The sequence below is a fragment of the Halomonas eurihalina genome (genome assembly GCF_008274785.1).
Classification (GTDB): domain Bacteria; phylum Pseudomonadota; class Gammaproteobacteria; order Pseudomonadales; family Halomonadaceae; genus Halomonas; species Halomonas eurihalina.
In genome coordinates, this window is the sequence record NZ_VTPU01000007.1 from 111,708 (window position 1) to 129,467 (window position 17,760).

Annotated in this window: 18 protein-coding genes and 1 pseudogene; 13 read left to right on the forward strand and 6 right to left on the reverse strand. The window is 62.8% G+C overall.

The window, feature by feature from the left end; genetic code table 11:
• Window positions 1-7: 7 nt before the first annotated feature.
• Window positions 8-682, reverse strand: a complete 675-nt coding sequence (locus FZZ93_RS08805; protein ID WP_149321953.1) for a GntR family transcriptional regulator — start codon at window positions 680-682, stop codon at window positions 8-10.
• 145 nt (window positions 683-827) lie between these two features.
• Between FZZ93_RS08805 and FZZ93_RS08810 the strand changes: the two genes are divergently transcribed.
• From FZZ93_RS08810 to FZZ93_RS08845, 8 genes and pseudogenes are all read left to right on the forward strand, one after another.
• Entirely contained in the window at window positions 828-1,832 is a 1,005-nt protein-coding gene (locus FZZ93_RS08810; protein WP_149321954.1) for a TRAP transporter substrate-binding protein, read from the forward strand.
• Between the two features lie 63 nt (window positions 1,833-1,895).
• A complete protein-coding gene (locus FZZ93_RS08815) occupies window positions 1,896-2,417 on the forward strand; it encodes a TRAP transporter small permease subunit (protein WP_149321955.1) in 522 nt (173 codons plus the stop codon).
• A 1-nt stretch (window position 2,418) separates the two neighbouring features.
• A complete protein-coding gene (locus FZZ93_RS08820; RefSeq protein ID WP_149321956.1) occupies window positions 2,419-3,753 on the forward strand; it encodes a TRAP transporter large permease in 1,335 nt (444 codons plus the stop codon).
• 13 nt (window positions 3,754-3,766) lie between these two features.
• Window positions 3,767-5,122 (forward strand): malonyl-CoA decarboxylase, encoded by a 1,356-nt coding sequence (locus FZZ93_RS08825; protein WP_149321957.1) that lies wholly within the window; start codon window positions 3,767-3,769, stop codon window positions 5,120-5,122.
• A complete protein-coding gene (locus tag FZZ93_RS08830; protein WP_149321958.1) occupies window positions 5,119-6,636 on the forward strand; it encodes a malonate--CoA ligase in 1,518 nt (505 codons plus the stop codon). The genes FZZ93_RS08825 and FZZ93_RS08830 overlap by 4 nt, the downstream gene beginning before the upstream one ends.
• Window positions 6,637-6,774: 138 nt before the next feature.
• On the forward strand, window positions 6,775-7,161 hold the full coding sequence (locus tag FZZ93_RS08835) for an ArsR/SmtB family transcription factor (protein WP_149321959.1): 387 nt from the start codon (window positions 6,775-6,777) through the stop codon (window positions 7,159-7,161).
• A 116-nt stretch (window positions 7,162-7,277) separates the two neighbouring features.
• Window positions 7,278-7,478: pseudogene (locus FZZ93_RS18540) on the forward strand (arsenical resistance protein ArsH); the annotation flags it as partial.
• Between the two features lie 170 nt (window positions 7,479-7,648).
• Window positions 7,649-8,959: an arsenic transporter gene (locus FZZ93_RS08845; RefSeq protein WP_149321961.1), complete on the forward strand. Its 1,311-nt coding sequence runs from the start codon at window positions 7,649-7,651 to the stop codon at window positions 8,957-8,959.
• Between the two features lie 54 nt (window positions 8,960-9,013).
• Here FZZ93_RS08845 and FZZ93_RS08850 read toward each other — a convergent pair whose 3' ends face one another.
• Both FZZ93_RS08850 and FZZ93_RS08855 read right to left on the reverse strand, forming a co-directional pair.
• Window positions 9,014-9,502 carry a metallophosphoesterase family protein gene (locus FZZ93_RS08850; protein ID WP_149321962.1) on the reverse strand — a complete coding sequence of 163 codons (489 nt, stop codon included), beginning with the start codon at window positions 9,500-9,502 and terminating at the stop codon, window positions 9,014-9,016.
• 66 nt (window positions 9,503-9,568) lie between these two features.
• Window positions 9,569-10,501, reverse strand: a complete 933-nt coding sequence (locus tag FZZ93_RS08855) for a DMT family transporter (RefSeq protein ID WP_246146166.1) — start codon at window positions 10,499-10,501, stop codon at window positions 9,569-9,571.
• Window positions 10,502-10,598: 97 nt separating this feature from the next.
• On the opposite strand from FZZ93_RS08855, the gene FZZ93_RS08860 reads away from it, so the two are divergent.
• Entirely contained in the window at window positions 10,599-11,549 is a 951-nt protein-coding gene (locus FZZ93_RS08860; RefSeq protein WP_149321963.1) for a LysR substrate-binding domain-containing protein, read from the forward strand.
• Window positions 11,550-11,566: 17 nt separating this feature from the next.
• On the opposite strand, the gene FZZ93_RS08865 is transcribed toward FZZ93_RS08860, so the two are convergent.
• Window positions 11,567-12,157, reverse strand: coding sequence for a TetR/AcrR family transcriptional regulator (locus FZZ93_RS08865; RefSeq protein ID WP_149321964.1), 591 nt, complete (start codon window positions 12,155-12,157; stop codon window positions 11,567-11,569).
• A gap of 95 nt (window positions 12,158-12,252) precedes the next feature.
• On the opposite strand from FZZ93_RS08865, the gene FZZ93_RS08870 reads away from it, so the two are divergent.
• Window positions 12,253-12,756, forward strand: coding sequence for an HPP family protein (locus tag FZZ93_RS08870; RefSeq protein WP_149321965.1), 504 nt, complete (start codon window positions 12,253-12,255; stop codon window positions 12,754-12,756).
• Between the two features lie 30 nt (window positions 12,757-12,786).
• On the opposite strand, the gene FZZ93_RS08875 is transcribed toward FZZ93_RS08870, so the two are convergent.
• On the reverse strand, window positions 12,787-13,701 hold the full coding sequence (locus FZZ93_RS08875; RefSeq protein ID WP_149321966.1) for a LysR family transcriptional regulator: 915 nt from the start codon (window positions 13,699-13,701) through the stop codon (window positions 12,787-12,789).
• A gap of 139 nt (window positions 13,702-13,840) precedes the next feature.
• Here FZZ93_RS08875 and FZZ93_RS08880 point away from each other — a divergent pair, with 139 nt between their 5' ends.
• Window positions 13,841-14,707 carry an SDR family NAD(P)-dependent oxidoreductase gene (locus FZZ93_RS08880; RefSeq protein WP_149321967.1) on the forward strand — a complete coding sequence of 289 codons (867 nt, stop codon included), beginning with the start codon at window positions 13,841-13,843 and terminating at the stop codon, window positions 14,705-14,707.
• The gene (locus FZZ93_RS08885; protein WP_149321968.1) at window positions 14,704-15,567 is read left to right on the forward strand and encodes an SMP-30/gluconolactonase/LRE family protein; all 864 of its coding nucleotides are present in this window, start codon (window positions 14,704-14,706) and stop codon (window positions 15,565-15,567) included. The genes FZZ93_RS08880 and FZZ93_RS08885 overlap by 4 nt, the downstream gene beginning before the upstream one ends.
• On the opposite strand, the gene FZZ93_RS08890 is transcribed toward FZZ93_RS08885, so the two are convergent.
• Window positions 15,568-16,728 (reverse strand): multidrug effflux MFS transporter, encoded by a 1,161-nt coding sequence (locus FZZ93_RS08890; RefSeq protein WP_149321969.1) that lies wholly within the window; start codon window positions 16,726-16,728, stop codon window positions 15,568-15,570.
• Window positions 16,729-16,867: 139 nt separating this feature from the next.
• Between FZZ93_RS08890 and FZZ93_RS08895 the strand changes: the two genes are divergently transcribed.
• Window positions 16,868-17,737, forward strand: a complete 870-nt coding sequence (locus FZZ93_RS08895; RefSeq protein WP_149321970.1) for a LysR family transcriptional regulator — start codon at window positions 16,868-16,870, stop codon at window positions 17,735-17,737.
• The last annotated feature ends 23 nt before the right edge of the window (window positions 17,738-17,760 follow it).

The following is a 17,760-nucleotide window of genomic DNA, read 5'->3' on the forward strand; positions in this document are numbered from 1 at the left end:
GGCCCGCTCAGACGGCATCCCCCTGCAGGGTGCCGAGCCGGCGCACGCTGGCGACGAAGTCGCTGAAGCGCTCGCCCTGGATGAGCACGTGATCGCGTAGTGCCCGCTCGGCCCGCTCGGCCTCTCCTGCCTCGATGGCAGCGACGATCTCGCGATGCTCCTCCAGCGAGCTGCCCATGCGCTGACGCACCTGAAGCTGCAGGCGTCGGTAGGGCTTGAGCCGCTGCTTCAACTGGCGCGCCTCGCTATCCAGAAAGCCGTTGTGGCTGGCCCGATAGATACAGTCGTGAAAGGCCGCGTTCTCGTAATAGTACTCGTCGGGATCGCCCGCCCGGGCCGCCGTCTCGCATCGCGCCAGGGTCTCGCGCAGTTCCGTCAGTTCCGCATCGCTGATCCGCCGGGCGGCCAGCCGCCCGCACATGCCCTCCAGTTCGGCCATCACCTCGAACATCTCGATCAACTGGTCGATGCCCACCTTGGCCACGAAGGTTCCCTTCTTCGGCGAGACCGTGACCAGACCGCTGGCCACCAGCTGCTGGATCGCCTCGCGCACCGGCGTGCGCGAGACCTCGAACTCGCGGCCCAGGGCCTCCGGGTCCAGGCGCTCCCCCGGTGCGCGCCGCCCATTGATGATGTCGTCTTCCAGTGCATCCCGAAGTCGCTGCGTATTCGACCGTTTCATGGCCTGGGTTCCTCCCTTCACGCGCTTGCCTCACCCCTTGGTCTAATATCCTGAATTTGACACTGGTATTTCAATACGTCTATTGAAGTATACATCAGCCTAGCTGATACACACTTCATACAAGAACAATCTCCAAGGAGACGCCATGAAACGCTCATACATGCCACCCCTGGTGGCCGGCCTGGCTCTCGCCACGCTCGCCGCCAGTTCTTCCGCGTCCGCCCAGACGGTACTGCGCGCCTCCCACCAGTTCCCCGGCGGGCAAGGCGACGTGCGCGATGAAATGGTCCAACTGATGGCCGAGAAGGTCGCCGACGCCGATGTGGGGCTCGAAGTCGAGGTCTATCCCGGTCAGTCGCTGTTCAAGGCACGCGAGCAGTGGGCCGCTCTGTCTCGGGGCCGGCTGGACATCACCGCGCTGCCGCTCGACTACGCCAGCGGCCGCCACCCCGAGTTCTCCGCTACCCTGATGCCCGGCCTGGTGCGCAACCACGAGCACGCCCAGCGGCTGAACGACTCCGAGTTCATGGGCATGATCAAGGACGTCATCCAGGAAGGTGGCGCCCGAGTGCTGGCCGATGCCTGGCTGGCCGGCGGCTTCGCCTCCAGCGATCGTTGCATCACCTCGCCGGACACCGTCGACGGCCAGAACTTCCGCGCCGCCGGCCCGGCCTTCGAGGAAATGCTGGAAGCCGCGGGCGCATCGATCACCTCCATGCCCTCCTCGGACATCTACACCGCCATGCAGACCGGCGTACTGGATGCCGCCAATACCTCATCGATGTCCTTCGTCTCGTACCGCATCTACGAGCAGGTCGAGTGCCTTACCCAGCCCGGCGAGCATGCCCTGTGGTTCATGTACGAACCGATCCTGATCTCCGAGCAGAGCTGGCAGAAACTCGACGAGGCGAAGCAGCAGGCGCTCATGGAGGCCGGCCAGGACGCCGAGGAGTTCTTCGCCGAAAAAGCGGCCGGCCTGGACCAGCAGATGGTCGATGTCTTCGAGGAGAACGGCGTCGAGGTCGTGAGCATGAGCGAAGAGGACTACAACGCCTGGCTGGAAATCGCCAAGCAGAGCGCCTACAAGAACTTCGCCGAGAACGTCCCCGATGGGCAAGCCCTCATCGATGCCGCCCTGGCCGTCGATTGACCCACCGGCTCCGCCACCGACACCGGCCCACCACGCCGGTGTCCCTGACTTCGGGAGGACGACATGGCCATGGCCAATACTTCACCCTTTGCCGGACGCCTGCCACTCATCGATCTCTATATTCGCATGATGGACAGCGTCTCTCGCTACGCCGCCTACCTGGCTGCCGTGATGTTCATCGCCGGCGTGTTCGCGGTCTGCCACATGGTGTTCGTGCGCTACGTGCTGGGCATGAGCACCAGCTGGCAGACGGAATTCACCGTCTTCTCCGTCACCGGCGCCATGCTGATGGGCAGTGCCTACGTACTGCTGACCGGCGGCCATGTCGCCATCACCCTGCTACCCGACATGGTGGGCGGCGTGGCCCGCAAGATCATGCAGTGGACGGCCTCGCTGGTCGGGCTCGGCTTCTGCGCGGCCCTGAGCTACGGCGCCTGGATCTACCTGGCCGAGGCCTGGCATGGGCAATGGACCACCGGCACGGTATGGAATCCGCCGCTCTGGCCGGCCCTGCTGCCGCTGGCCGTGGGCAGTAGCCTGCTGACCCTGCAGTACATCGCCGAACTGCTGCGCGGGGAGGACTGACATGGATCCGATCACGCTCGGCATCATCGTGGCCCTCGCCCTCGTGGCACTGATGGCCATCGGCACTCCCATCGCCTTCGCCCTGGGCGGCGTCTCGCTGCTCGCCCTGCTGTATGACCGGGGCCTGCCGGAACTGACCTATTTCGGCGAGACCTTCTTCGAGCGCATCGCCGACTTCGGCTTCGTCGCCATTCCCATGTTCATCCTGATGGGCGCCGCCGTGGCCTCCTCACCCACCGGACGCGACCTCTATCGCTCGCTGGACCTATGGATGGGACGGCTGCCGGCGGGCCTGGCGGTCTCCAACATCGGCGCCTGCTCGATCTTCGCCGCCCTCTCCGGCTCTTCCCCCGCCACCTGCGCGGCCATCGGCAAGATGGGCATCCCCGAGATGCGCACCCGCGGCTATCCGGATGGCGTCGCCGCTGGCTGCATCGCCGCCGGCGGCACCCTGGGCATCCTGATCCCGCCCTCGGTGACCATGATCATCTACGGCATCGCCAGCGAGACCTCCATCGGCCGATTGTTCATCGCCGGGGTGGTTCCGGGCTTCATGCTGGCGGGGCTATTCATGGTCTGGACCATCATCGCCTGCAAGCTGGCCGGCGGCTATCAGGCACCAATAGCCCAGACAACCGAACGCCTAAAGGAGACCGTCAAGACCAACGTCGACTCCAACATCAAGGCCTTGATCCGGGTGCTGCCCTTCCTGGCCGTGGTGGCGGGCATTTTGTTCGCGCTCTACGGCGGAGTGGCCACACCTTCCGAGGCGGCCGGCGTCGGCGCCTTTCTGTGCCTGGCACTGGCCATTCTCATCTACCGCATGTGGCAGGTCGGTCCCATCAAGCTGATCATGCGCGACTCCCTGCGCGAGAGCGTGATGATCATGCTGGTGATCGCCTGTGCCGAGGTGTTCGCCTACGCCCTGTCGTCGCTGTTCATCACCCAGACCGTAGCCGGCGCCATCGCCGAGCTGGAGGTCAATCGCTGGGTGCTGATGGGCGTCATCAACGTTTTCTTGCTGGTAGCCGGCTTCTTCCTGCCGCCGGTGGCAGTGATCGTGATGACCGCCCCGATCCTGCTGCCGATCATCCTGGCCGCCAACTTCGATCCTTACTGGTTCGCCGTGGTGCTGACCATCAACCTGGAGATCGGCCTGATCACGCCGCCGGTCGGCCTCAACCTCTTCATCATCAAGGGCATCGCACCGGATATCTCGTTGCGCGACATCCTGCTCGGCAGCCTGCCCTACGCGCTGTGCATGGTGCTGGGGATCGTCCTGTTGTGTTTCTTCCCGGGCCTTGCCCTGTGGCTACCCGACCTGCTCATGGGCTGAAGGAGTCAACGTCATGAACATGACCTTCCTGCAGGAGATGTTCAACAACATTACCCAACGCGACGCCTTGCTGCGACGTCGCCACGGGTACAACGCCAATCCCGACCACGCCGACCTGGTGGGCGCCTGCCGAGCCCTGCTGGACAGCGATGGCGAGGCCTCGAGCATCGCCCTGGCCAGCCGCGCCCTGGCCATGTACGAGCGGCTGGATGGCAGCGAACGTCGGCGTTTCTTCGCCCGGCTCGCCGAGGAATTCGCCGCCGATCCGGCGCGGATCGACCAGGCCTACGCCGCCTATCGCGAGTCTCGCGACAACGCCACCCTGAACGGCCTGTTCGAAGCCTGCGAACCACGGCGCCAGGAGTTGTTCCGGCGGCTCAACCTCGCCAGCGATGGCACCTATCAACTGGTCCGCATGCGCGAGGACCTGCTCGCCCTGCGTCGCGAACACCCGGAGCTGGCGGGCATCGATGCCGACTTCGCCCACCTATTTTCCTCCTGGTTCAATCGCGGCTTCCTGATGCTCAAGCGCATCGACTGGAACACACCGGCCTCGCTGCTCGAGCGCATCATCCACTACGAGGCGGTGCACGAAATCCACGACTGGAACGACCTGCGTCGACGGCTCGATACCCGTGACCGGCGCTGCTTCGCCTTCTTCCACCCCGCCATCGGCGATGAACCGCTGATCTTCGTCGAAGTGGCGCTGTGCAAGGGCTTGCCGGATCACATCCAGCCGATCCTGGCGGGGGAAGACAGCGACGTGGAAGCACCCGAGGATGCCGACACCGCCGCCTTCTTCGGCATCAGCAACTGCCAGACCGGACTACGCGGCATTTCCTTCGGCAACTTCCTGATCAAGCAGGTGGTGCAGGAACTCAAGCAGGAACTGCCCCAGCTCAAGCACTTCGTCACCCTTTCGCCGGTGCCGGGCTTTGCCCAATGGCTGAAGGCACAGCGCGACGACGACAGCACGTCCGAGGCCCAGCGCGAGGCGCTCGCGGCCCTGGAAGAGCCGGGCTGGCACCAGGATCCCGAACGTGCCGAGGCCCTCAAGGCCGTCGTGCGGCCGGTGGCCGCCCGCTATCTGACGCAGGAGAAGAACGACCGGGGGCTGCCGCTCAACCCGGTGGCCCGCTTTCACCTCGGCAACGGCGCCGAGTTGCATCGCATCAACTGGCTCGGCGACATCTCAAACAAGGGGCTCGAGCAGGCCGCCGGCCTGATGGTCAATTACCTCTACGTGCTCAACGACATCGAACGCAACCACGAGAACTACACCGCCAACGCCACCGTGGCCTGCTCTAGCGAGGTTCGCGACCTCGCCCGCAAGGCCAGGAAACAGCAGGCCAAGGGAGAGCTGAAATGAGCCACAACCTCTTCGAGACCTTCGCCAACCGCATGCAGCAGCGCGGCGACGCCGATTTCATCACCACCCGCGAGGGTCGACGCTACTCCTACGCCGACACGCTCGCCGAAAGCGCGCGCCTGGCCGGCGCCCTGACCGAGCTGGGCGTCTCGCCCGGCGACCGGGTTGCCGTCCAGGTCGACAAAAGCCCCGAAGTTATCCTGCTCTACCTGGCCTGCCTGCGGATCGGCGGCGTCTATCTGCCCCTCAACACCGGCTATACCTTTGATGAGATCCGCTACTTCCTCGGCGACGCCGAACCCGCCCTGTTCGTCTGCCGGCCCCAGATCCACGAGGATGCCCGCGCCATCGCCGCCGAGACCGGCTGCCCGGCGGTGGAAACCTTGGGAGCCGATGCCGACGGCAGTTTGCTGGACAAGGCCGCACACGCCACGCCGCGCGACGAGGTAGTGCCACGCGGGGCCGACGACCTGGCCGCCATTCTCTACACCTCCGGCACCACCGGTCGCTCCAAGGGCGCCATGCTGACCCACCGCAACCTCGCCTCCAACGCCGAGACCCTGGTGGATGCCTGGCGCTTCGAGGCGAAAGATCGACTGATCCATGCCCTGCCCATCTTCCACACCCACGGCCTGTTCGTGGCCTGCAACGTCAGCCTGATGGCTGGCTCGAGCATGCTCTTCCTGCCCAGGTTCGATGCCGAGGTCATCCTCGAGGAAATGCCCCGCGGCAGCGTGATGATGGGCGTGCCCACCTTCTATACCCGACTGGTGACCGACGAGCGCCTGACTGCCGAGCGCACCGCCAACATGCGGCTGTTCGTCTCTGGCTCCGCCCCTTTAACCGCCGAAACCCATGAAGCCTTCGAGGCCAGGACCGGACACGCCATCCTCGAGCGCTATGGGATGACCGAAACCAACATGAACATCTCCAACCCCTATGATGGCCCGCGCCGCGCCGGCACCGTCGGCAAGCCGCTGCCCGGCGTGGAGATCCGCATCACCAACCGCGAAACGGGCGAGGAAGTCGCCGAAGGCGAGATCGGCCTGCTGCAGGTGCGCGGCCCGAACGTCTTCATCGGCTACTGGCGCATGCCCGAGAAGACCCGCGAGGAACTGCTGGAAGATGGCTTCTTCATCACCGGAGACCTGGCCATGATCGACGATCACGGCTACGTGCAGATCGTTGGTCGCGACAAGGATCTGGTGATCTCCGGCGGCTACAACGTCTACCCCAAGGAAGTCGAACAGGTGATCGACGAGCTCGAGGGCGTACAGGAGTCGGCGGTGATCGGCCTGCCCCACCCGGACTTCGGCGAAGGCGTCACGGCGGCGGTGGTCTGCGAGCCGGGCGCCAGCCTCGACGAAGCGCAGGTGCTCGACCACCTCCAGGGCCGCCTGGCCAAGTTCAAGCAGCCCAAGCGCGTCTTCTTCATCGACGCCCTGCCCCGCAACACCATGGGCAAGGTGCAGAAGAACGAGCTGCGCCAGCGCTTCGACGCCACCTATCGCTGAGCCGCCCTGCCTCCCATGACGGCACCCCGACGAGGGTGCCGTCGCCGCTCCGCATGACGAGCGGCGACTTGCCAGGCGCCTGAGCCACGAACGTCAGCATCAATTGATTCCCGCCTTTATTTCTGTAAGTCTCGACATATGGACAATGAAAAGATTCTCGACGCCTTCACGGCACTTTCCCAGGCGACCCGCCTGGAGACCTTCCGCGTATTGGTACGATTCGAACCGGAAGGCCTCCCGGCCGGCGAGATCGCCCGACTGCTGGGCGTGCCGCACAACACCATGTCGACGCATCTGGGCGTGCTGTCGCGGGCAGGACTGGTGAGCTCGCGTCGGCAGAGCCGCTCGATCATCTATCGAGCCAACCTGGATCACATGCGGGAGACGCTCAGCTTCCTGGTGCACGACTGCTGCGCCGGACGCGCCGAATTGTGCGAACCGCTCCTGCGGGAATTGCAACACCCCGCCGCCGACTGCAACCGAGAGGCTGGCGAGAACCTGTGCAACGGTGAGGACGTCTCATGAGGCTGGATCAATTACCCAACATCGACCCCGAGTACTTGCATCCCATCGACATCGATGCCCTGGTCGGCCCGGACCAGCCTCGTCATCCCCCGCACCTCCTGGTGCTCCATCCCCAGCCCAAGGCCTTCAACGAGTTCGACGAGGCCGGTCGCATGCATCTTTCGCCTCTCTACTACCGGGTCGTCGATGTCTGCGAGGAACTGGTGAAATTTACCTGGATGACGCGCGGGCGCGCCGCCTACCTGACCGACCGCTACTCGGAACGGGTCGAGAGTGCCGAGGCCGTGTCCCGACGCGTCAATCAGGCCACGCACTAGGTTCTGTACGAAAACTGTCTGCACTCGCCCATACGGCGTTAAAAATCGGCTCAAAGTACTCATTTACACCACGTAAACTCCGTCTTTTCACCGATTCTTGCCTTGTCTGGCCATCGCTCGCCGACTTTTCGCACAAAACCTAAGCCAAACCACCGGGAAAGGAGTCCTTCATGCTGGCTTTCGCCATCTTCGTGGCCACGCTGGTGCTGGTCATCTGGCAGCCGAAAGGGCTGGGTATCGGTTGGAGCGCCCTGGGCGGCGCGGCGGTGGCACTGGCCACCGGCGTGGTCGACTGGGGCGATGTGGATACCGTCTGGCACATCGTCTGGGACGCCACCTTCACCTTCGTCGCCCTGATCATCATCTCGCTGATCCTCGACGAGGCGGGCTTCTTCGCCTGGGCCGCCCTGCATATCGCCCGCTGGGGCAACGGCCGCGGTCGCCTGCTGTTTCCACTGATCGTGATGCTCGGCGCGATGATCGCGGCGTTGTTCGCCAATGACGGCGCGGCCCTGTTGCTGACGCCTATCGTCATCGCCATCCTGGCACGGCTCGATTTCAGGCCGGGTGCCGCCCTGGCCTTCATCATCGCCACCGGCTTCGTCGCCGACTCCACCAGCCTGCCGCTGATCATCTCGAACCTGGTCAACATCGTCAGCGCCAACTACTTCGACATCGGCTTCACGCGCTACGCACAGGTCATGGTGCCGGTCGACCTGGTCTCGCTGATCGCCACCCTCGTCGTGCTGGGCTGGTACTTCCGCCGCGATATCCCCGCCCGCTACGATGTCGAACGACTCGAGGCACCGGCCTCAGCGATTCGCGATCACCAGGTCTTTCGCGCCGCCTTTCCGCTGCTGGGCGTGCTGCTGATCGCCCTGTTCCTGACGACCCGCTGGCCGATCCCGTTCGCTGCCATCATGGGCGTGGCCGCCATCGTGCTGATGGCCATCGCTGGTCGCTGGCTGACGCCAGGGCATGTGCATGTCATCTCGCTCAAACGCGTGATTCGCAATGCCCCCTGGCAGATCGTACTGTTCTCGCTGGGCATGTACCTGGTGGTCTATGGCCTGGGCAATGCCTGGCTGACCGCCCGAGCAGCGGATGTGCTGGAGTGGCTGAGCCAGCAAGGCACGATCGTGGCGACCGTCGGCACCGGCTTCGCCTCCGCCATCCTCGCCTCGCTGATGAACAACATGCCCTCCACGCTGATCGGCGCGCTGGCCATCGACCAGGCGAATATCGCGCAGCAGACTCAGCAGTTGATGGTCTACGCCAACGTCATCGGCAACGACCTGGGCCCCAAATTCACGCCCATCGGCAGCCTCGCCACGCTGCTCTGGCTGCATGTGCTCGCCGGCAAGGGCTACCGCATCGGCTGGGGACAGTACATGAAAGTCGGGCTGGTCATCACCCCGCCGGTGCTGCTGGCCACCCTGCTCGCCCTGGCACTATGGCTGCCCATGTTGCCAGCCCACTAGATCGTTCATGCTCGGAGCACCCAGACTCAGGAGCGCAGCGCCGCCGTGTCGCGCTCACACCGGCAGATGCAGGATGGCACCGCGCAGGGCCGCCTCGTCGGTCCACAGCCAGCCCAGGGTCAGCGGCAGCGAGAAGCGGCGACGGCCGGCGCCGCCGGGATTGAACAGCAGCCGGTCGTCACGCCACTCGTTGCGCGCCTTGTGGGAGTGGCCATGCAGCACGGCATCGCAGGGCGTATCGGGCACGAAGTCGGCGATATCGTGCACCAGGTGAAGTCGCCAGCCATTCACCACCAGATCGAGGTGCCAGGGTAGCCGCTCTGCCCACGGCGCCGTGTCGACATTGCCCCGCACCGTATGGATCGGCGCCAGCTCGGCCAACCGCTCGAGTATCACCGCATCCTGATCGCGGCTGCCCACATCGCCGAGATGCAGGATCACGCCACAGCCCTCGAGCATCGTCAGCGCCTCATCACGCAGCGTGCCGTGAGTATCGGCGATCACCCCGACCGGCGCGTCGCATTCGAAACGTTCGGTGTTCATGCAGACAGGTTCCCTGTGATGCGAACGGCCCCATGGTGACGCTCAAGAGCCGAGAGGGCCAGGCTGCTAACGCGTCACCACCAGCAGGCCGATCAGCAGCAAGAGGCCGCCCGCGAGGAAATTGATCGTCAGAGGTTCGCCGAGCAGCAGTGCGCCGAACAACACGCCGAACACTGGTGACAGAAACGAGAAAATCCCCAGTTGAGAGGCGAAATAGCGCCTCAGCAGCGCAAACCACAGCAGTAGCGCGGCCAGGGAGATGACCAGCGTCTGGAAGGTCAGGCTGGCCACCACCGCCCCGGTCGCCTGGATGCGACCGAGATCGCCCAGCAGCGCTGTCACGGGCAGCAACAACAGACCGGCGATGGCGAGCTGGTAGAAAAGCGTCTGGACCGGGGGCGCCTCGGACAACGAGGAACGACGTATCACCAGAGTCGTGGCGGCCCAGGCGAGACCGGCCAGCAGCCCCAGGAGGTCGCCCCGCAGGATGTCGCCGGCATTCTCGATGTCGGTCGCGGGTGCCATGGCGAGCACCATGCCGGCAAAAGCCAGCCCGACGCCCATCCACTGGCGCCGTGTCAGTTGCTCCCCCGGCACCAGCAGGTGCAGTCCCAGGGCCGCGAACACCGGAGCCGTGTAGAGGAACACCGACATGTGCGACGCCAGCGTGTAGTTCAGCCCCCAGGCCACGAACACGAATTCCGCGGCAAACCCCAGCCCTACCAGAATCCCTGGGCCGAGGTGCGCGCGAAGATCGCCGGCTCGAATGCCCTGCTGGTAAACCAGCGCCCCTACCAACAACGCCGCCAGGGATGAGCGCAACGCAATCTGTGCCAGTGGCGAGATATCTGTCGCGACCATCTTGATGGCCACCTGCTGAAATCCCAGCGCCAGGCAGAACAGTACCATCAGGGCACTGGCCTGCATGTCCAGGTGCCGGCGCACAGGGCCACCGCCTGCCGGCTCCATAGCATGACTCAACTGTTTGGCATTTTGCATGTCGCCCCCTTGGTAGTGATAGATGCCAAGTGGAGCATTTGTCGGCATCGCCTCCAAACGATTAATCTGGAGGCCAAGGCTCAGGAAAATTCATTCTATGAAGATCGAACGCCTTCCCCTGAATGCGCTGCGGGCATTTGCCGAGGCGGCGCGCACGGAAAGCTTCAAGGGGGCCGCCAGCCGACTCGGCGTCACCCCCGGAGCGGTCAGCCGTCAGGTCAAGCAGCTCGAGGATCGGCTCGGGGTACCGCTCTTTGCCCGGCACGCCAACGGTGTGCACTTGAACGAGACCGGACGACAGCTGGCCAAGGACATCGACAGCGGCCTCGAACGCATTGCCACCGGTGTCATGGCTGCGCGCGAGCGTGCACGGCAGGTCCCCATGCTGACGCTCAGCGCCCCGCCGTCCTTCATGCAGCTGTGGCTACTTCCTCGCCTGGCTGATTTCGACGCCAAGGTAGGCGGTATCGACATCTCACTAGATGCCAGCCAGTCGTTGACCCTACCCGCCTGGCAAGGCGACGGCGCTCGCCTGGCGATTCGCTATGGCCGCGGCCCCTGGCCGGAGGCACAGAATCACCGGCTGTTCGGCGACGAACTGTTTCCCGTCTGCGCCCCCGCATTGCTGGAGCAAAGAAGCCAGCCCATGACACCGGCCGAACTGGCCCATCACACTCTGCTGGAAGTCAGTTGGGACTCTCCCCAGGGCGTCACCTTCCCGGGCTGGCAGGCATGGCTCGACGCCGCCGGTGTCGTCGACCGGGTAGCACCGCCGCAACGCCGGTACTCGCTGTACGGCCTTGCCATGGATCAGGCCATCGCCGGGCGAGGCATCATGCTGGCCAGCCATCCCGTCGCCATGGACCGGCTGGAAAGCGGAGTGCTCGTTCGCCCCTTCGGCGAGCGCCACGTCCTCGCCTCCCCCATGACCTACGACCTGCTGACGCCGCCGACCGGCGAAGCGCCACTCGCCGTTGCGCGCTTCATCGACTGGCTGCTTAGCGAAGCCGCTGCATTCGACCAGGGCACGCTCGGCAAGGCCCGCTGAACGGCCCGTGAGAGCGCTCAGGGTCGTGTCCAGTCCGCCGCGCCTTCGCGATCCAGTGGTCGGGCGTCCAGCGCCAATAACGGCGCCAGCGCTGCCCAGGCATCGTCCACGGCGTCCGGGCCGAACAGATAGGCATTGACGATCATGCCATCCAGTGTCACTTGAACGAGGCGCGCCAGCCGCGGGGCAGACACGCCTTCCTGCGCGGCGATAATCTCCTCGACCAATGCCTTCACCTCAGCCTTGTGGCGCCGCGATAGGGCCAGCAGGGAAGCCGGCTCCCGGGCATATTCCTCGGTCGCCTTGAGAAACATGCAGCCATGGAAGTCCTCGGAGGCGAACCAGCGGGCATGCCAGTCGAAGACCGCGCGAAGCCGTGTCTCCCACGTGCTTGCCGACTCGACCGCGGCGTTCAGGGAGGCCATGAAGCGCTCGTGGCGCTGCTCCAACACTGCCTCCACCAACGCTTCCTTGCCGGGAAAGTGGTGGTAGAGCGTCATCTTCGAGACCTCGGCCTCGTCCCGGATACGATCCACACCAACCGCATGATAACCATGCTCCCCGAACAACCGGGTCGCCGTCGCCAGAATGTCGTCGCGCTTGGCCATGAACACACCTCCTCTTCATCGGGAGTCTTGCATCGATGCATGCATGCTACTACTGTACAGACCTGTCTGTACATAACCTTGACGAGGCTACCTCTATGCTCCACAAGATGAAGGGTGGCGGCACCCTGCCGGCGCGTCCCGATACCCTCCAGATACTCACCGGCTTGATGGGCGGCATAAGCGGCATCGGGCTGGTGGCCTGGCTGACCCGGTTCACCGAGGTGCCGCTGCTGATGGCACCCTTCGGCGCCACCTGTGTGCTACTGTTCGCCGCGCCGGGCGCGCCGCTGGCCCAGCCCCGCAATGTGATCGGCGGTCACCTGGTCTCGGCACTGGTCGGCCTGGTCGCCATGCAACTGCTGGGCACCGGACCGCTGGCCATGGCGATCGGCGTTGGCGTGGCCATCGCAGCCATGCAGGGACTGCGGGTGGTGCATCCCCCGGCGGGCGCCAATCCGCTGGTGGTGATGATGTCCGGTGCAGTGGGCTATGACTTCCTGCTGATGCCGGTGTTGGCGGGCTCGGTGAGCCTGGTGCTGGTAGTGCTGCTGATCAACAACCTGGGAGAAGGGCGTCGCTGGCCGAACTATTGGCTCTAGAGAACCTTTGGCTCTAGAGAACCTTTGGCTCTAGAGCACCTTATATTTCTCTTTACCCGAGGCGTGACAAACGAAGGATGCCGCTGAAGGAGAAAGATCACGATAAATGAAAGAGAGTTCGAACTCGGAGCCAGCATCATTTATTGGTCGATAAGTGATTCGATCATCACGGAACCCACTCATGCTCTCGGGCACGACGGAAACTCCTAATCCGACAGCTACCAAGGATAGAACCGCATGCATTCCATACGCTTCCTGTTCGACTCTCGGCACAAACCCTGCATTTGCACAGAGGCGGATCACTTGTAGATGAAACCCACGCCCTTCAAGCATGGGCCAGAGAACAAACGGTTCATCCGACAGATCAGAGAGTTTTACCCTACCTTGCTTTCCAAGAGGATGATCCTTCGGTAACGCCATGCATAGCCGGTCACTGTCGAAGCGATCCAGCTCAACATCCTCAGCATGATGAAGTGGAGGTATCACCACACCGACATCCATCGTTCCAGCGCGTATTGCGGCAATCTGCGCGGCGGTAGTCGCTTCACGAAGCTCAAGGCGCACCTTTGGATATTGCAGCCTGAATGCACGAATGGCATCGGGCAAACGACCATAAAGTGAACTTCCCACATAGCCAAGGCGCACCAAACCCGTTCGCCCTGCCGCCACGTCTTTTGTACCTGTTATGGCTTGCTCTGCTTGTCGGAGGGTCTCGCGCGCTTCCTCAAGAAACTTTTCTCCCGCTGGCGTCAATCCAAGCACTCGGTTTCCGCGCTCGATCAGCGTCACGTCGATATCCTCCTCCAGCTTGCGAATCGCACTGGTAAGGGGAGGCTGCGACATATTCAGTCTTTCCGCAGCTCGATGGAAATGCAGCTCTTCCGCTACAGCGACGAATTGTTCCATGGTGCGTAACGTAACCCGTGCCCTGACATCTATCGCCATGCCCCTCTCCCCCGAATGTGCCTGGGTGACTCAACGGCTCAATGATACAAAAAATATATCACGGATCATCATAGACAGTATTTTATATATCAAAACGACGACTCCATGCTCTTCCTGAATGTATCGACTGGAGTATGGAATGATGGACTTCGAAGACCAGGCAGTACTCATCACCGGGGCTGGACGAGGGCTTGGTTTCTCGTATGCACGCTATATTGGACAACTCGGTGCCACGGTTCTCATCCACGATATCGGTGCAGATAGCGACGGCAACGGAGACTCACCAGAGGTGGCGAAAACTGCCGCCCGACGACTGCAGGAAGAAGGACTCGATGCACGAGCCATTATCGGAGACATTGGTTCCCGCGCAGGCTGCCATAGACTCATCGCTCAGGCATTGCGCATCGCAGGGAAACTCGACGCTCTCATCCATAATGCTGGCTGGGTTGCCTATGAAAGCATCGAGACAATAGAAGAAGCTTCCTTCGACCGAATGATGACGATTGCCGCCAAAGCGCCTCTCTGGCTCTCACAAGCGGCATGGCCCACGATGAAAGCGGCAGACTATGGCCGCATTGTCATGACGACATCCTGTCGGGCGCTTTATCCCCAATATGTTCATCGAGGACTAGCCTCTTATTCTGCAGCCAAAAGTGCTGTGATAGGCATCATGAACGTCCTGGCAGTCGAAGGGAGAGAGGACAATATCATCGTCAATGCAATTTCCCCTGTCGCCAAGACACGCATGTGGGGAATCGAGGGAGAGCCTGACGAACTACACCCTTCCACGGTGGCGCCAGGTGTGGCATTCCTTGCGTCTTCAGCATGTTCCGAAGGTGGATGGATCCTTCGTGCCGCAAATGGCCAGTTTCATGCCACCAAAGCAATGGAAGCCGAAGGCGTTGACTATCCTCGCAATCTGCAAGCCATTCAGGCATCAACGGCTCATGAGGTTGCGAAAAACTGGCCCCTTATCGCCACTCATGACGTGGAGCCTCGCTCGTGAATAACATATCAATAGCATTTTCGAGCCAAGCAACGCTCGGCGAGTCCCCTGTATGGAGTCAATCCAGAGGCCGCCTTCTATGGGTCGACACCCTCGAAGCCTCTCTCAATGTTTTCGACCCCGCCACAGGGCAGAATATTGTTCATACCATGCCCTCACCACTCGGCTTTGTCACTGAAACACATGAGGGCCAGTTGCTCGTTGGTATCGGTTGCCATATAGAGAGAGTCGATGAGACCACGGGAAAGAGGCAGCGAATAGCGACAGCTCCTCACGCTCAGAAAGGCTATCGGCTTAACGATGCTTACCTCGATCCCACAGGTCATCTTTGGGTTGGCCTGATGGACGAAGGCCTGAGCGAAGGCTCCGGCTATCTCTATCGCCTCGCCCCCAACGGTGTGTGGGAAACGATCGATTCAGGCTTCACACTCATCAATGGCATCGCCCGAAGCCTTGATGGGGGAACGCTTTATGTCACGGATTCACGGCATGGGACCATCTACGCTTATGAACACGACGAACTTTCCGGTGAGGTCAGTCATCGACACCGGCTCATCGACATTGCCCCAAACGAAGGGAAGCCGGATGGACTGCTGATTGACCAGGAAGGATGCTTGCTCAGCGTTCTCTTCGATGGTGCCGGCATTGCACGCATATCGGCGGACGGAGATATCGTGCAAAGAATCACGCTTCCTGTCCTTCGGCCAACGAGCTGTGCCTTCGACAGCAGTCACAAATATCTTTTCGTGACTTCGGCTCGACTGGGCTTATCACCAACAACGCTGGCCAATATGCCGGCATCAGGGTCTGTGCTACAAATCGACTATGAGCGTATTATGAGGCAAGGAAGCGCAGCTTGATCAATATCCGGATATCAGGCCTGCTTCGCCGGACGTCCCGACCAGGGCAAGTGTCAGCACTGCGCCCCCTAGCACGTTAAACCCGGTGCCAAACGTTGCGCTTATCCCCATCGCCACGAGCGCGGCACTACCGATCTGGCAGAACCCTACCAGCCCCGATGCCGTGGCTGCATACCCGTGTTCGCTGGCGATGGCTCCGGATACGGCCAGCGACAATGATGAGCCGTTGGCCAGGCTGACCAGGCACATCGGAAACACCACGGTAACCGCACCTTGCCTCTCCAGGGCAGCCATGCCCAGGAAGGCTATGCCGCCGAGCACAAAGCAGCCGATACCTGCGGCGACGATGCGGTCATAGGGCCAACGATCGAGCAGCCGCTTGGCCAGAAGATTGGCGCCGATGATGCCGGCTGTCAGCGGCAGGTACAGCCAGCCACTTTGTTCTTCGCTCAACCCCTGGCGCGCGAAAAGGAATGGCGATTGGGTCAGATAGACGAACCAGGCGCAGTAGATGGCGCAGACCACCAGGGTGTAGCGGCGGAAATTCCGATCGCGGACGACATGGCCGAACCCGGCGAATGGCGAAGTCCGGGTACGGGACGCGGCGGGAAGCGTTTCCGGAAGTAGCGTCAGCACCATCAACAGCGCCGCGGCACCAAAGGCGGCCACGAACAGGAAGTCAGCCCGCCATCCGAATACCGCGGCCAGGTGTCCGCCGATGGCCGGCGCCAAAGCCGGCGACAACGACACCAGGGGATAGACCACCGCATAGACCTTGGCCGAGGTGCGCTTATCGCAGATATCGGCGATCAAGGCGCGGCCAATGACCAAGCCCGCCGCTGCGCCGACCGCTTCGAGTATGCGCCAGATCAGAAACCCGGTGTAACCGCCTGAGGCGGCACACCCCAGCGAACCGACCATGTACAGGGCGATGCCGGCCAGCAGCAGGGGCTTTCGGCCATAGCGGTCCGATAATGGCCCATAAGACAGTTGTGCAGTCGCCAGTGCCAGCAGGTAGATAGAGACGGTCTGCGGCATCTGCCAGTCGGCGACGCCGAACTCGATCGTCATGCTCGGCATGGCGGGCAGATAAACGTCCGAGGCGATCAGGCCGAAGGCACTGAGCATGGCGACGGTCAGGACGAAAGATAAGCGAGGCATGGCAGCTCTCCGCAGCCGATAACTCGGCTGCTCATCAAGGGTTCATAGGAAGGGAGTGCCATTGTACGAAGGCACCCTTGATGCAAAAATGCATTAAAATGCAGACCATTCCTGCATATTTGCATCAAAGAGGCACCGGATGAACTGGGACGACGTGCGGTTTTTCCTGGCGGTGTATCGAGCCGGCACACTACGCGGGGCGGCACAGCGGCTGGCCCTCGACCAGACCACGGTGGGCCGGCGTTTGACCGGCCTGGAACGGACACTGGGCAGTCGGCTGTTCCTGCGGACCAAAGGTGGTCTGACCCTCACCGATAGCGGCCGGCAAGTGCTGCCCACGGCCGAGAATATGGAGCGGTTGGCCGTTTCCTTCGAGCGACTCAGCGAAGGGGCCGACGAGCGTGTCGCCGGCGAGGTTCGCGTGACCACCACAGACGCACTGGCGGTGGACTTCGTGGTACCAGCGATCGAGCGCCTGCGCACCACTCATCCCGACATACGCGTCATCCTGAGTACCACGACACGGCTGCTCGACCTGGCGCGACGCGAAGCGGATGTTGCCGTGCGCACGCTGCGACCGGAGCAGCCGGACTTGATCGTGCGACAGCTTGCCCGCTGGGAGGTCGGGTTGTACGCAACCCAGGGCTATCTGGAACGGCATGGCGAACCGCACCCCGACGAGGGCTTCGCGGGCCACGACATAGCACTTTACCAGGAAGGGGTAACGGGACGGCAGGACGACACCCTGGCCGGTGCCCCCAGAGGCCAGGGACGCGTGGTCGCCGAACTGGATTCCAGCTTGATGCTGGCAACCTTCGTGCGAGCTGGTCTGGCCTTGGGCGAGTTGCCGGACTATCTGGCCCAGCGTGACAGCCGACTGGTGCGTGTATGGCCCGATCGCCATCGGGCCACGCCATACGAAGCATGGCTGGTGCTACACCAGGATCTGGCACACACCGCGCGGGTTCGGGTTGTCGTGGAGGCAATCTCGGACGCTTTTGTCCGTTGAGCAATGTTAGTGAGCCGGCTTCA